Consider the following 15,240-nt stretch of genomic DNA (forward strand, 5'->3'; position numbering starts at 1 on the left):
TCTTGGGAAAGATGTATTTACTATAAGCTGAAAGTCCAATCTGGCCTAGAGTTGGTTAATGATTTGTCGGGTTGAGCCGTCTTTTTTTGCTGTTGGGTTCCTCGTTCTGACAGACTTCCTGAGTCGTTGCTTTCTGCCATATCGATACTTTCTGCAGGTAATGCAACGTTCCCTGAGGTGGAATTTTTTTGCGGGCCAGCGCTTTATCCAGGGTATGATCACTGTAGAGGGCGGCGTGTTTGGTCAGCATTTCGCTGACTGGCGTACAGCGGCCCTCCGGTTGCCCCTCCTCTGGCTTGGGCGTTTCGGTAAACAGAAATTGAATGCGATAGTCCAACGCATCCGAGGAGACGGATTCATGGACTAAGCCGGGGTAACCGTAATCAAGCAATTCCCTGTTTTTAATCGACCCGTCCGGACGGGGGCTTATGTCGATGATACGCGGATCCCAAGCGTCTATTTCCCAGACTGACGGTGTTTTCTCATCCTGCAGTTGCAGTGACACCTGAAGGTAGCCATGATCAATGAGGCTGGATTTAACGACGGTGATGCTAGCGACTTCTCCGGCAGCATGGATGCGTTGCCCGAACTCAACTAAAAGATGCCAGGCTACCTCACGGCAATAGCCAATTCCGCCATGCTCAATGAGATCATGGACCTGAACATAATCGTTTGGAGGAATCGCATCGATTAAAACCCGGATGGTGTTGTCAAAGTAACCCTGTTTAATTTCCCTGTGAAATTTGACATAGCCGCTCAATTGATTGCCAATCGTGACCTTTTCCCGGGTTGAAGCAATGGCCTCAGCACATAACTCCACAAACTTAAGACGTGTTAAAGGCATTTGATGCTCAAAAATTAGAAAATGCCATAAAATTAGCCATTTATTAAGCATTTTATTTTGTCGTGACTGACCCTCATCTCATCAGGCTAACCGCATTTTTTTATGGTGTGTGGCGCTCGGTGCCTGTTCAGAAGGGGCTTTCTGCCAGAGGGAAATCTGCTGCAGATAATGCACTTTCCCTGGAAGGGGAACTTTTTTATCTTCAATGGCCTCTTGCAGGGAGAAATCACTGTAAATGTCCTTATGTTTCTCCAACACCTGATGTTTCGGAGTACAGCTTCCCTCTGGCGCTCCTTCCTTGGCTGAAGGAATCTTTGTAAAAGTGAATTTTTTTGTATAATCGATTGTATCTGAAAAGAAAGAATGATGGAGTTTAACCCTATAACCGTAGGCGAGCGCCTCCTTGTTTTTAACCGTGCCGTCAGGACGCTTACTGATATCAATAATGCGGGGCTCCCAGGCATCGACTTCCCACATGGACAGCATTCTCTCTTTGGCAAGGTAAATGCGGACTTCCAGGTAGACATGATCGGCTTTCACGGATTGAACCAGGCTGATTTTAGCCACCCCTCCCGCCTGCTCAATTCGCCACCCGAGTTCAACTATCAGGTGTTGAGCCAGTTCATGGCAATAACCGAGACCTGTGTGTTCAATAAGATCATGAATTTGAACTGGATCATCCGATGGAATCTCCCGCTTGCCCGGACGTAAGACGTCATCAACATAGTAATTTTTGTTTTCCTTATGAAATTTCAGGTAACCGCTCAATTGATTGCCTGGCGTTACTTTTTCCCGCGTAGCCGCAATCGCTTCGGCACATAATTCGACAAATTTTAATCGTGTTAAAGGCATAAAATGGGTTCAAAAAATAACCTGGGTCGTCATTTTACCAAGTGAATATTATCGCTTTATTAAGAAACCCGCCGTATTTTGCGGCATGTAAAAGGGGAGTATACTGCTGTCCATTTCAAATTTCAGGACAGACTATGCGCTTGGTAATCACGGGAGCCTCTGGATTTATCGGATTTCATCTGGCAAAACGCCGTTTGCAACAGGGCGATGTGGTGGTAGGCATCGATAATCTGAATGATTATTACGATGTTCGCCTTAAACAGGCAAGACTTGAGCAATTGCAGGCCTTTGACAATTTTATTTTTTATGCCGACGATGTGGTGGATGCCGAGACCTTACAGAAACGGTTTGCCGAACACCAGCCTCAACGCGTGATCCATCTGGCCGCCCAGGCTGGGGTGCGTTATTCCCTGACTAACCCAGGGCAGTATGTGCAATCCAATCTGGTGGGTTTTGCCAATATCCTCGAAGCGTGCCGTCATCATCACATTGAGCATTTAGTGTATGCTTCAACCAGCTCGGTGTATGGCGCCAACAGCTGCCAGCCTTATCATGAAGCCCATTCAACCAGCCACCCGTTAACCCTGTACGCCGCCAGCAAGAAAGCGAATGAATTGATGGCCCATTCGTATTCGCATCTTTTCCAATTACCGACAACGGGATTACGTTTTTTTACGGTGTATGGACCCTGGGGGCGGCCAGACATGGCTTTTTTCTCGTTTACCAAAAATATACTCGAAGGCAAGGCCATTCAAATTTTTAATCACGGCAGGATGCAACGGGATTTTACTTACATCGATGACATCGTTGCCGGTATCTCCGCAGCCATTGATAAACCCGCCGCGGCAAATCCCCACTGGAATAGCCATGCTCCTGATCCTGCCAGCAGCAATGCTCCTTTTAAAATTTACAACATTGGTTGCGGTAACCCGGTTAACCTGATGGATTACATTGAGGCCATTGAAGAAGCAACCGGAAAGCAGGCTCTGAAGGAATTTTTACCCATGCAAAACGGTGATGTCTTATCCACCCACGCCGATACACAAGCCCTGGTTGGTGATCTGGGCTATCAACCTCAAATTGACTTCCGCGAGGGAGTGCGTCGTTTTGTTGAATGGTATCAATGGTTTTATCGTTAGGCGGGAATTCAGGAGCAAGGCTCGGAATGGATCCCCCGCCTGCGCGGGGGATGACAGGGGGGAGCGGGGGATGACAGAGGGGGAGCGGGGGCTGGCGGAAAGACGAGGATGATGGAAGGCGAGGATGCGGAAGGAGGGTGGCTAAAGTAAAGCCGGATGACGTGTAAAAAATGTGTCTTTCCCGCGCAGGCGGGAAACCAGGAGCAAGGCTTCGGAATGGATCCCCCGCCTGCGCGGGGGATGACAGGGGGAGCGGGGGCTGGCGGAAAGACGAGGATGATGGAAGACGAGGATACGGAAGACGAGGATGACGGAAGACGAGGATGACGGAAGACGAGGATGACGGGAACCGGCAGTGGTAAACTGCCTGGATCGCGTTATGCCAGTATTTCTTCGCGCAAACGTCCGATTAACTCATCCTTCTTGCGCCATTGCTCATTCAACCATTCTCTGAACGCTGTCTGGGTGTTTTCATCATAAGCCAGTTGCGTGGTGGTAAATTCGTCAGGAATCTGAATCGGCCGAATACAGACTTTAATCACCGGGGCCATGCGATGGCAGAGGAAGTCCCATAAAGAATAACGCGTGTCCGGGTAAATAATGGTCACGTCGAGTAAATTGTTAAATTTTTTACCCAGGGTACTCATCACAAAGCTGATGCCCCCCGCCTTGGGTTTTAACAGGTGATCATAGGGGGATTGCTGTTTGACCTGCTTTTGGTGGGTAAAGCGCGTGCCTTCCACGAAATTGATGATGGTGGCTGGCGTGTGTTTGAAAATTTCAATCGCTTTGCGGGTCGCCTCAAGATCCTTGCCTTTTTTATGCGGTTTTTTGGCGAGGTACTCTTTGGAATAACGCTTCATAAATGGGCAACCCATGGCCCACCAGGAAAAACCCAGCAGTGGAATCCATTTCAGCGAATCCTTGATGAAAAATTTAAGCATCGGGATTTTACGGTTAAAAACACACTGCAGCACCACAATGTCCAGCCAGCTTTGGTGATTGGCGACCAGTAAATACCAATCTCTGCGTTTAAGGTTTTCAAGTCCTGATACCTGCCAGTCAATGTGTTGGGTGACATTGATGTAGGCTTTGTTCACGTCCGCCCAGCAAAAGGCGATGCCGTCGATGACCTTCGTGCAGAATACCTTAAGACGAATGTTAGGAATAAGCTTCAATAATCCCATAAACAGCATGGGAATAAAGAAAAAGAAGGTGGACAGGGTGAGCACAGCAATGGCCAGCACACCGTACAATTGTCCTCCTGAGGTTTTAGTTTGATTCATAATGGATTCCAATTAGTTAAGGGCCTGATGCAAATCGGCAATCAAGTCTTCAATGTGCTCAATGCCGACCGAAAGACGGATAAAACCATCCACAATGCCGAGCTTGCGCCGGGTTTCTGCAGGAATCGAGGCATGCGTCATGATGGCTGGATGCTCAATCAAGCTTTCCACACCGCCCAGGCTCTCGGCCAGAGTAAAGAGTTCGCAGCGGGATAAAAAGCGGGTTGCTGTGTTAATATCCCCTTTAACCACCATGGAAATCATACCGCCAAAATGCTGCATTTGCTGTTTAGCCAAAGCCTGTTGAGGATGAGTGGAAAGACCGGGATAAATGACGTTGTCGATTTTGGGATGCTTTTGTAACCATTCTGCCAGAGCCATGGCATTATCGCAATGCCGCTGCATGCGCAAAGAGAGGGTTTTCAGGCTGCGCAGGACTAAAAAACTGTCAAAGGGGCCGGCAATGCCGCCGCAGGAATTATGCAGGAAGGCCATTTTTTCAGCGATTTCCGCATTATCCCCGACCACGACCACGCCGCTGACCACATCGGAATGACCGTTTAAATACTTGGTTGCGGAATGCAGAACGAGGTCAAAACCCAACTCCAGCGGCCTTTGGATCCAGGGGGTAGCAAAGGTATTATCCACCACCGCAATCAGCCTGTGACGTTTGGCAATGGCGGCAATGGCTCGTAAATCAGCGAGTTTCAACATGGGATTGGAAGGGGTTTCCACCCAGATCATGCGGGTTTCTGGACGAATGGCGGCCTCGATCGTTGCCGGATCCGTCATGTCCACAAAGCTGAAAGACAAGCCTGAGGTTCTGGTTTTGACCTTATCAAAGAGGCGAAACGTGCCGCCATAGAGATCGTCCATGGCAATGACATGATCGCCGTTGTCCAGCAGGTCAATGACCGTATTGATGGCGGCCATACCGGAAGCGAAGGCAAAACCGCGTTGTCCTGACTCCAGGCTGGCAATGCAGGCTTCGTAGGCGGCGCGGGTCGGGTTATGCGTGCGTGAGTATTCATAGCCCTGATGAACGCCAGGGGCCGATTGACGGTAGGTGGAGGTGGCATAAATGGGCGTCATGACCGCACCGGTCGCGGGGTCAGGCTGTTGTCCGGCGTGGATGGCCCGGGTATCAAAATGTGTCTTATCCATGATCAAATTCCTTCTTTGGGGCTCTTCCAGCAAAAGTCAGGAAGGCGTTATATACTATAGGTAGCGCGTAATGGCATTTAAATTAATCAATTGATTAAAGTTATGCCATTATTAGCCGCTAATGAGGATGTGCGATATTCTAGTGAGGGATCCATGGGTAGGCAAGAAATAGACTACGAAAAAGTTGCCTCAGCAGCGGAAATTTTAAAACAACGGGGTGAAGAACCTTCTTTAACCAGTGTCTGTGAAGAGTTGGCCATTTTGTCCTTAACTCCGCAGTTGTCTGCCTATTTGGAAAAATGGTACCACACGCAGCCCGAATTCCAGCGCTCCATCAATGTCCCTTTATCCGATAATATTCAAATCGAAGCGAGCGATGTGCTCGAAAAGAATGTTGAACTTGAAAAATCCCTTTCGTTATTACGCGCGACCCTTGAATCTACTGCAGACGGCATCATGATGGTCAATGGCAAGGGCCAGGTGGTCGACTGGAACCAGAAGTTTGTCGAAATGTGGCGTATTCCCTCTCACATGCTGGAATCCGGCACGGAAAGCATCGGCTTTGAGTACATTCTTGAGCAATTGAGCAATCCTGCCGCCGTCATTGCCGATGTGCAATATTTGTATGAAAATCCCGAGTGGCAGGGGGAGTTGCCGGTTTTGCATTTTAAAGACGGCCGTATTTTTGAACGGTACACCCAACCGCAGCGCGTCGGCAACGAAATTGTCGGCCGGGTATACAGTTTCCGGGACGTGACTCAAAAGCGCATGTCCGATGATCAGTTGCGCATTCGCGAACGCGCCATTGAAGCCAGTACCCACGGCGTGGCCATTATCGACATTACCAAAGCCAATCAGCCGATTATTTACGTCAACAAGGCATTCGAGCGTATTACCGCCCACACGGAAAGCCAAACCATCGGCCAAAACCTGGCTCAGTTATTAGGCACTAAAACCGATCACGTGAATCAGAAACGCATTGCACTTGCCATTCGCGAGTTGCGCGAAGAAACGGTGGAACTGGAAAGTTACCGCCGCAACGGTGAACTGTTCTGGTGCGAATTAAGTGTCGCCCCGGTCAGTGATTCGTTTGGGAAAGTGAAACATTTCGTCTGCATTATCAATGACATCACCCAACGCCGGGAAATGGAAAAACAACTGGTCAGGCAGGCAACACATGACTCTTTAACGGAACTGCCTAACCGTGTCCTGCTCATGGACCGGGTGGAACAGGCTATTTTGCAGGCGAAAAAGAAAGGGTCCATTCTCGCCTTCCTGTTTTTGGATCTGGACCGCTTTAAAATGACCAATGATACCTTGGGTCACAGCATCGGGGATAAGTTACTGCAAGCGGTTTCCAACCGTCTGCTCATCGCCACCAATGATTTTGATACTGTCGCCCGTTTAGGAGGCGATGAATTCGTCATTCTGCTGCAGGACATCAGCAATGAAAAGCAGGCCCAGCAAATGGCGCAGGAATTGTTGCACATGATTGAAAAACCCTTTCAGGTGGATCAGCACAGTTTAAAAATTACCGGCAGCATTGGCATCAGTTACTATCCAAAAGACGGGCTTGACTATGAGTCGTTAATGAAAAACGCCGACTTGTCCATGTATCACGCCAAAGACAGCGGCCGCAACAATTACCGTGTGTTTGAACCGGAAATGAACCGCCGCGTCATCAACCACATGCAGCTGGATAATGCCTTGCGGGATGCGCTCAAGCGCAACGAATTCTATCTGGTTTATCAACCGCTTGTTGATTTAAGGATCGATAAGGTGGTTGGTGTTGAGGCGTTAATTCGTTGGGAAAGTCATTTGTTAGGAAGTGTGTCGCCAATTGATTTTATCGGCATGGCTGAAGAAAACGGCATGATTATCGATATCGGCCGCTGGGTGTTGGAAGAGGCTTGCACACAGGCTGTTCAATGGCACAAGGAAGGCTATGACGATTTAAGTGTCGCTGTGAATATTTCCGGACGCCAGTTCCGTCAAAGTTCTCTGCCCGAGGTGATTACCGAAGTATTGCAAAAAACCGGGCTTAAACCCCGCAACCTTGAGCTTGAATTGACGGAAAGCCTGCTGGTCGATGACATTGAAAGGGCGGTGCAAACGATGTATCGGCTGAAAGACATGGGTATTAAACTGGTTATTGATGATTTTGGCACCGGTTATTCCAGTCTTTCTTATCTGAAACAATTCCCTGTTGATAAATTAAAAATCGATCGATCCTTTATCAGCGAACTGGTCAATGTTGAAAACGATGCGGCGATTGCCAGAGCCATTATCAATCTTGGCCACAGCTTAAACCTTGAAGTGCTGGCTGAAGGCGTGGAAACGGAATTGCAGAAGAAATTCATTGTCGAACACGGTTGCGATTACGCCCAGGGTTATTATTTCAAGCCACCTCATAAAGCGTCTTCCATTAAAGAGTACATTGCTCAGTATTTTAAAAAATCATAAACATCCCTTCTTCAAGCCCGTTTTTTGCAGGCCTTAAGCCGTCTTCGGCACGAATTTTGCTGGATTACTTTTGAAAAAGCCAAGCGGAAAAAGGCTTCATTATTCAATCACGCTGTAAGGAGTATGTGATGCAATAGGCATTATCTGAAAACAGGTAGGCATTCTGCGGCAAGGCAGAAAAGGCAGTAAAAGGATTGACTCAAGCTGTAACCTGTATGGAGGCGGTTTATGAGAAATCTGACCATTATTGGTTCAGGCCTGGCTGGCACGTTATTGGCTCTTTACATGGCCAGACGGGGCTACAAGGTCGATATCTATGAGTCGAGACCTGATCTGCGCCTTAAGACGCAGGATCGAGGCCGCTCCATTAACCTCGCGCTGTCCTGCCGGGGCCTTACGGGCCTGGCCGGGGTTGGTTTGAGCGATAAGACTAAAACCATCCTGGTGCCCATGCGGGCCCGGGCCATTCACGAGGAACAGGGTGCCATCAAATACCAGGCGTTTGGCCGCCATGCCGATGAATACATTAATGCGGTGCAACGCAGTGATTTAAATGCGTTGCTGCTGGATACGGCAGACAGCCTGCCCACGATCACCATTTACTTTGATATGAAGCTGTTAAACGTGGATGTGCGGCAGAAATTGCTGCATTTTGAAGACAAGGCAGGGCAACGGTCGACGGTGGCCTATGAGCGATTAATTGGTGCCGACGGCGCGGGTTCTCAGGTGCGGGAAAGCCTGATGCGCGAAGGGCTGGTAACCTCCAGCCGTACTTACCTGCCGCACGGTTATAAAGAGCTGTCCATCAGCAGCGGGCATCCTGAACAACTGGTGCGTGAGCACCTGCATTTATGGCCGCGGGATTCGTTTCTGCTGTTGGGTAACCCCAATACGGACCATTCCATCACCGGCTCCCTGTTTATGCCGCATGAAGGGGTTAACAGCTTTGCCGAGCTTGATAATGAAGTCAAAATCACCCGTTTCTTTAAACAGGCTTTTCCGGATGCTGTCGATGCCATGCCTGACCTGGTGGGGGAGTTTTTGCATAATCCCACCGGTCATATGAGTACCATTAAAACATCGCCCTGGTATTACCGGGACGAGTGCCTGCTCATTGGCGACGCAGCCCATGGCATCGTGCCTTTTTTTGGTCAAGGAATGAATAGCGCTTTTGAAGATTGCCGTATTCTCAACGCATTGCTTGATCAATACCATGACGACTGGCAGACAGTCATGCCCGCTTTTTATAACTCCCGCAAAGTCAATACCGAGGCGGTGGCTAAAATGTCCATGGACAATTATCACGAAATTCAGATTGATATACGGGATGCGAGATTTAATTTAAAAAAACAACTGGAACAGGAGTTGATGCATCGATACCCCAATCGTTATGTATCCAAGCATGTCCTGGTCATGTTCACCAACACGCCATACTCCGAGGCTATGGCGCTGGGTGACATCCAGGGCGAACTACTTAACGTCATTTGTGATGAAGCGAGGTGCGTGGAAGAAATAAATTGGAAGCGAGTAGATGTATTAATGGACGAATACGACAAAAAATTGGCGAATTTGGCCCTGCAATAAAAAAATCCCTTAGAATGAAGGGGCTTTTTGGTCAATTTTTTGTCAAAAACCGGGTTTCAGGGACAATTTTTTGTCGCTTCCTGAGGGTTGACCGTGGAAAGGAGAAAACAAGACCACGGTAGAACGGGCTTTTTAAGACGGTGGACTTCCTTTTTTTGTGCAAAAAGTTGGCACGCGGGCTGCAAAAGATAATTTGTCCAACCCATTTTGTGCCTCGGAGGCCGCTATGAAAACGATTCAACTCTATATCGACTCTAAACAACAAGAGTTTATGAACCACCCATTTTTTGAAGTATTGGAGCAGTTAAAAAGTCTTGAAGAAATCAGCTATTTTGTTCCAGAACTCACTTTTTGGGCCATGACATTCCAGGATATTTTACGTCTTAATGAAGAGAGAGTGACTGATCCCTACCTTAAAAAAGTAGCCCGTCACCATCGACTGGAAGATGCCGGACATGAAAAATGGTTCCTGCATGATAAAAAGTACATGAGTGCTGTCAGTCATGACAAGTGCTGCTCTCACGACGACGTAGCCTGGCTTTACAGTAAGGAGACTCAATTAACCCGTGACGCCGCTTATTCCATCATGTCTGAAATTTATAAAACAGACGATGAAATACTAAACATAGCCTTGTTGCTGACTCTGGAATCTTCAGGCCATGTGTTCTTTGAAAAGGTGGTTAAGCAAGTCAAAAAGACAGGTGAAGACAAAAATCTGAAGTACTTCTCCAGCTCACATCTGGAAGTGGAAATGGCGCATGCTCTCTTTGAAGAAGAGATGGAACGCAAGCTCTTTGAGCGACCTGTCTCCGTGCATACCCGCCGTGAAGCCTTAAAGATGATTGATCGATGCTACGACGCCTTCAACAAGATGTTTGATGGATTGATAATTGCATGCCAACAACGTTTGGAACTGGCAAAAGAAAGGAATCAACAACATGCAGCAAACGCAGTGGAATTCGTCTCAGATCAAGCAGTGTAAGAAGGAGTTTGGACAAGCGATGCTCAGCGATGAGCATTCGCTTTTTTCTTTTGGAGAAGATTTCGGCAAACTCCTGCAGGCAAAGCCCCATGCGGTTTTCCAGCCTAAAGACTTAGACGCCTTACAGGCCATTCTTCGCTACGCCCACCACGAGGCTCTGCCCGTCGTCATTCGCGGCAGGGGCTTAAGTCAAAGCGGCCAGTCGCTGCCGGTCGAAGGCGGTGTTACCCTGCATCTTGAGCATTTCAATCGCGTGTTAGCGCAGGAGCAGGACGCCATATGGGTGGAAGGCAATGCGACATTCAGCGATTTACTGGCGGTCAGCCTTAAAAAAAACGTAATTCCCTACGTGATTCCCTACAACTGCAGCCTGTCTGTCGGCGGGGTGTTGTCGGCCGGGGGCGTCGGCGCTGCGTCTTTTCAATACGGCACTGTGATTACTCATGTCAAGGCGCTTGAAGTGATTACGGCCGATGGGGAAAAACACGAGGTGGCGGCCGGTGATGAACTGTATAAAGCCTGCCTCGGCGGCCAGGGGCAGTTCGGAGTCATCAGTAAAGCCTGCATTCCATTACGATCCTGTAAAAAAAATGTGCGAACTTTTTTCCTCCTTTATCATGATGAGCACCAGTGGCAAGAGGACCTTTATAAGGTACGCCGTATTGCGGATGGGCTTGAATCGTTTTGCACGCCGGCCGTTCAGGGGGCCAAATTATCGGATAAGGGCCGTCTTCCGTTTGCTGAATGGCTCTATGCCATGCACGTGACGATAGAATATGATGAGATTCCGCCAGATGTCAGCCGTATCCATGAACTGTTAAAGCCGTGGAAAATTCTGCATCAGCAGGATGAACCCATCGAAGCGTACCTGCACCGCCATGATTCGCGTTTCTCGGCCATGAAAATGACGGGGCAATGGGATCTGCAGCATCCCTGGTATGAATGCTTTATGCCGGCAAAATCCCTGTTTCCTCAATTAAAGGAAGTACTGGCCAGCTTGCCGGTGCATTATGCCAATATTTTACAGGTCATCCCCTTAGCCTCCTCGCTGCGCGATACCCTGTTTGCTATGCCAGACAGCGAGGACATCTGCGCGGTCATGATTTTAAACCCCGGTATTGCCAAAGTGCTTTTGCCGAGTTGTCTGGCCGCCATGCAGGCATTGGACGACCGTTTCTTAAAAGCGGGCGGTAAGCGTTACCTGTCAGGCTTTTTGGGAGAAGAGATTTCATCAGACTACTGGCGCCGTCATTACAACGGCCAGTTTGAGCACTGGCGCCAGTTAAAGCATGATTATGATCCGAAGCGAATATTTCAATCGCACTTGTTTAAATCACTGGACAGGCGATAAACGGGCGGCCGATGACAGCCGCTCGTTTATTGGGTGATTCAGTGCTGGAATTCCATTGAGCCGGTTTGCTCTTCATTGCCGGGGACCGAGGACGGAGTCTTGGCTGGGGTGAAAAGCAGCAAAGAACCCGCAGAGGCGAACATCGGGCTTCGGGATTTTAGACAAATGAGCAACTCATTCACTTGTTGAAACCGGGGATCCTCGCTTGAGAAATCCCGGCCCCAGGTGTCAAACAGCCGCATAAAAAAATCAAGGCCTGGGGCGCTGCCGCTTTGGCAGGCGATGTCCTGCAGGAAGGTTGTTATCTCGGCTATAACCGGTGCTAAATGAGCATACCATTCGTCCATGGAAAGCGGGTCTATCAGTTTGTCTGCCAATAAATCCAATAGCCTGTAACTGGCCTTATCCTGAAGCAGCCAGCACACAATGGATTTGTTACCAACGCCATTTTGAGGAGTCCCTGCTACCCGCGTTAACCAGGTATGCGCCGGAATCTGGTCAATGAGCTTGGGATTTTTTTCGAGAATAAGAATGAGGAGTTGCCGACCTTGCGGGGTGGTGGAAAACCAATAAAGGGGGGTGCTTTTGGCAAAACCGGATTTAAACCAGGCTGTGGGTGCGATTGCATCAATCAAATCGGGGTTTTTTGTCAGCAGCCAGGTAAAAAAAGGAAGTTCATCAATACAGTATGCAAGCAGGCGACTGTTGTTTTGGCTTAAGATTGATGGCGGCGTGGCAAAAGGTAAATCCGGGTAGCGGTCGATGAGTTGATCCATTAAGCCGCTGCTATTATGCATCAGGCCTTCCATTGCAGGAATAACCCGCGCCTTCGATTGGATTTCAAGCCAGGCGTCAACCGGAATTTTTGTCCAGGCCTCGGGGTATTTATTCAGGTATTGCTGAATCAGATGGCAACCATAGGGGCTTAGCGCCAGGGCTTGCAATAAGGTCATAGTAACTTCGACATGATTCAATACGGCGGTATTTTTCCGGATGAGTTGTTCGGGAGAAAAAGGCGGTTTTGTCAGGGTAATTGTACTGATTTTTTTTAATGCGGCGTTTATATGCGCATTAATGGGAGTCTTTTCTGCAATTAACCAGATAAAGCAAAGCTGGACCCAGAGGCTTAAACAGTCTTTCTCCCGGGGGTACTCTTCAAACCATTTTTCCAATGGGATTCGGTCGGCGATACGCGGCAAGAGACTCGCGCAGTTAGACATTAAATGAAGAAGAGGCGAACTGACGTCAAGTCCCTGAGTTATTTTTTTAGTCCATAAATGCGGCGGAATTTCAAAAAGGGTAAGGGCGAGAAAGGGGGCTATCTTTGGCTCCTCGCATAAATAGTGAAGGAAGGAGCGTCCTTCGTCAGACTCGTTTTCACGATAGAGGGATGATAACCAATCAACCGTAAACAATTTCTCACAGACTGGATTAAAGGAAACAGGGGTCAGTGTCTGGTCAATTGTTTTATGGTGGTTGAGTGCATAGATAAAAAGATTAGGGTAGTGTCTAACCGGTATGCCCAACCAGATTTGTTTCATCTTGGCAAACGTGGCACTCAGTTTGTTGCGGTCCGGGTGTTTAAGCGGTGTTCCCTCCTCAGTCGCTTTCACTACCGCCTCGACCAAGCCCTGAAAAGGGTTGCTTTTTTTATTGTCCTTGGGCTTTGCTTTTCCTTTGTCCAGGTTGATGGCCGGCACGCGGGCGGGTGTCGGGTTGTTCACGACAGGACTCGGAGCAACCCTGCGGTTGGGTTGAGTGAACTGTTGTTCAATGGCTTTAGCCTGTTCGGATTTGCCTAAGTGTTTGAGTTTATTGGCTTCGTTAATCCAGTCCTGCTGGGATGCGGGAATGGGTTTGGGTTCGGGATTGTTGTTATTGTTGTTATTGGGGTTCTGAGTGAGTTTGAGGGTGGTTTGTTTGAGAGGGGTTAAGAGGTTTTTGCGTTGATGAACGCTGCTGTCTTCGACGATGGCGAGTGATTGTGTGGCGCGTGTGAAGGCGGTAAAGAGTTGGTTGAAATGGGGAGCGAAGGAGGCATCGCCCTGTTCGGCCTTGGCGCGGTGCTGTTGCGATTTGACGGCGGTGTGGTTGATTTTTTTACTGGCGTCATTGCAGGTGTCGTGGTCAAAGAGCCGGTAGGCGGCGATGTGGGGGTATTCGAGTCCTTTGATTTCTTCGGGGGTGAAGACGAGGGGGGTGTTGAATAGTTCTTTGGCTTTTTCCTTCCACTGCGGGAGGGTGACGACGGCGAACTGGGTGGTTTGGGCTAATTGTTTAAGTCGGTGGTTTTTGGCCAGCTCATTGGGCTCGACCCATTGCACGAGTCCGGGATTGGCTTTTTGCTGTTCGGAGGGGATGATGCGTGCGTACTCGAGTTTATCGGCAAGGCCGCCGGTTAGTCGCTGCTTGATGTCGAGGATGGCATTGGCGAGGTCAACGACATGGCCCGGGCATCGGTAGGTGACTGGGAGTTCGACGTGGCTGACGCCTGAGCTTAAGAGGAACTGGCGTTGTGAAAGGGTGTCTTTGAGGCTTTGGTTGCTGTCCATGCAATAGGCGATGTGGCCGTTACGGGCGGCGCGTCGCAAGTTTTTAAGTTCAAGCCCGGAGAGGTCTTGCGCTTCGTCAACGACCACGAGGTCGAAGAGGTCGCTTTGTTTTAAGGTATGGAATTCGGGATGAAAGGCGGTGTTTTTCTCGTCGTCGAGTGTTTTTTTATAGCTGGTGTAGGCATTGATGAGCCACTGGCGCTCGTTGTCGTTTTTAAACTGCTCATGCCGGGCGCTGATGCCGCCGGGGTTGTCGGGGAGGTAGCCGCTTAAATAGCGGAAGGCCTGATACATGGACTCGGTGTTTTTCAGGAAGTCCTTAAAGTCGTTGCTCAGGGTTTGTTTGGCGGCTTTGGCGGCGTTGAGGTAGCTTGCGATGTGGTTATCGAGCCAGGTCATGCAGTCGGTTTTATGCTGCGCTTTTTTGTGCTTAAGCTCGGAGGCTTCCTGAGCCAGGAATTGCTGATAAGTGAGGAACTGGACTTTTTTTCCGGCTTCTGTCTGGGCGGCTGGCAACTGCAGCCACATGCTGTGCATGGTTTCGGCTAATTTGGCGGATTGGGTGACGTAGAGCAGGGGCTTTTCCGGGACTTCCGTGTATTGATTAACGGCCTGCTCAAGGATGGCAAGGGCGACACAGGATTTTCCGGAGCCGGCGGCGCCGCTGATGACGGCGGGGAGCGGGGTTTTTACGGCCTTCTCCTGGATATCGCTTAGGGTAATGAAGGTCTGGTTGTAGAAGGTCGCTTTCTGGTATTCAATGGGCTCTTCTTCCTCTTTGGACTGCGGGTTGGCCCACAGGGCAGGCAGGGAGTCGGCCTTGACAAAGGTGAGTTCGCCCTTGCTTAAGGCTTCCGGCACGTTCTGCTCTAAAAACTGGCGCAAAACCTGCGGCTTTAAGAAACGGCTTTTGTGGTAGTCGTGGTTTAAAACCACGTCTAAAAGCAGCAGGCAGGATTTGCCGTTGACCGTCACGGTGGTAAACAGCAGACGGTCGCTGTGGTTAACCCGCACACTGTAGAC

10 protein-coding genes are annotated in these 15,240 nt (G+C 49.2%); 5 read left to right on the forward strand and 5 right to left on the reverse strand.

Annotated elements, in window-relative coordinates; translation table 11 throughout:
• Positions 1-55 precede the first annotated feature (55 nt).
• Together Lrub_RS06375 and Lrub_RS06380 are read right to left on the reverse strand one after the other, a co-directional pair.
• Positions 56-844, reverse strand: a complete 789-nt coding sequence (locus tag Lrub_RS06375) for a hypothetical protein (protein WP_133134016.1) — start codon at positions 842-844, stop codon at positions 56-58.
• A gap of 81 nt (positions 845-925) precedes the next feature.
• Entirely contained in the window at positions 926-1,696 is a 771-nt protein-coding gene (locus Lrub_RS06380) for a hypothetical protein (RefSeq protein ID WP_058531334.1), read from the reverse strand.
• A 134-nt stretch (positions 1,697-1,830) separates the two neighbouring features.
• On the opposite strand from Lrub_RS06380, the gene Lrub_RS06385 reads away from it, so the two are divergent.
• Entirely contained in the window at positions 1,831-2,835 is a 1,005-nt protein-coding gene (locus Lrub_RS06385; RefSeq protein WP_058531335.1) for an NAD-dependent epimerase, read from the forward strand.
• A 377-nt stretch (positions 2,836-3,212) separates the two neighbouring features.
• Here the strand turns inward: Lrub_RS06385 and Lrub_RS06390 are convergent, their stop codons facing one another.
• Positions 3,213-4,121 (reverse strand): acyltransferase, encoded by a 909-nt coding sequence (locus tag Lrub_RS06390; protein ID WP_058531336.1) that lies wholly within the window; start codon positions 4,119-4,121, stop codon positions 3,213-3,215.
• A gap of 12 nt (positions 4,122-4,133) precedes the next feature.
• Positions 4,134-5,285 (reverse strand): cystathionine gamma-synthase, encoded by a 1,152-nt coding sequence (locus tag Lrub_RS06395; protein WP_058531337.1) that lies wholly within the window; start codon positions 5,283-5,285, stop codon positions 4,134-4,136.
• Positions 5,286-5,438: 153 nt separating this feature from the next.
• Between Lrub_RS06395 and Lrub_RS06400 the strand changes: the two genes are divergently transcribed.
• From Lrub_RS06400 to Lrub_RS06415, 4 genes are all read left to right on the forward strand, one after another.
• A complete protein-coding gene (locus Lrub_RS06400) occupies positions 5,439-7,748 on the forward strand; it encodes a bifunctional diguanylate cyclase/phosphodiesterase (RefSeq protein ID WP_058531338.1) in 2,310 nt (769 codons plus the stop codon).
• Between the two features lie 228 nt (positions 7,749-7,976).
• On the forward strand, positions 7,977-9,332 hold the full coding sequence (locus Lrub_RS06405) for an FAD-dependent oxidoreductase (protein ID WP_058531339.1): 1,356 nt from the start codon (positions 7,977-7,979) through the stop codon (positions 9,330-9,332).
• 226 nt (positions 9,333-9,558) lie between these two features.
• Complete coding sequence (locus Lrub_RS06410; RefSeq protein ID WP_058527960.1) at positions 9,559-10,314, forward strand: hypothetical protein; 756 nt, start codon at positions 9,559-9,561, stop codon at positions 10,312-10,314.
• Positions 10,271-11,665, forward strand: a complete 1,395-nt coding sequence (locus Lrub_RS06415; protein WP_058531340.1) for an FAD-binding oxidoreductase — start codon at positions 10,271-10,273, stop codon at positions 11,663-11,665. Before Lrub_RS06410 ends, Lrub_RS06415 begins: the two co-directional genes overlap by 44 nt.
• A gap of 38 nt (positions 11,666-11,703) precedes the next feature.
• On the opposite strand, the gene Lrub_RS06420 is transcribed toward Lrub_RS06415, so the two are convergent.
• The coding region (locus tag Lrub_RS06420) for a DEAD/DEAH box helicase (RefSeq protein ID WP_133134017.1) at positions 11,704-15,240 on the reverse strand (3,537 nt) is incomplete at its 5' end.

Source organism: Legionella rubrilucens, assembly GCF_001468125.1.
Taxonomy (GTDB): Bacteria; Pseudomonadota; Gammaproteobacteria; order Legionellales; family Legionellaceae; genus Legionella_C; species Legionella_C rubrilucens.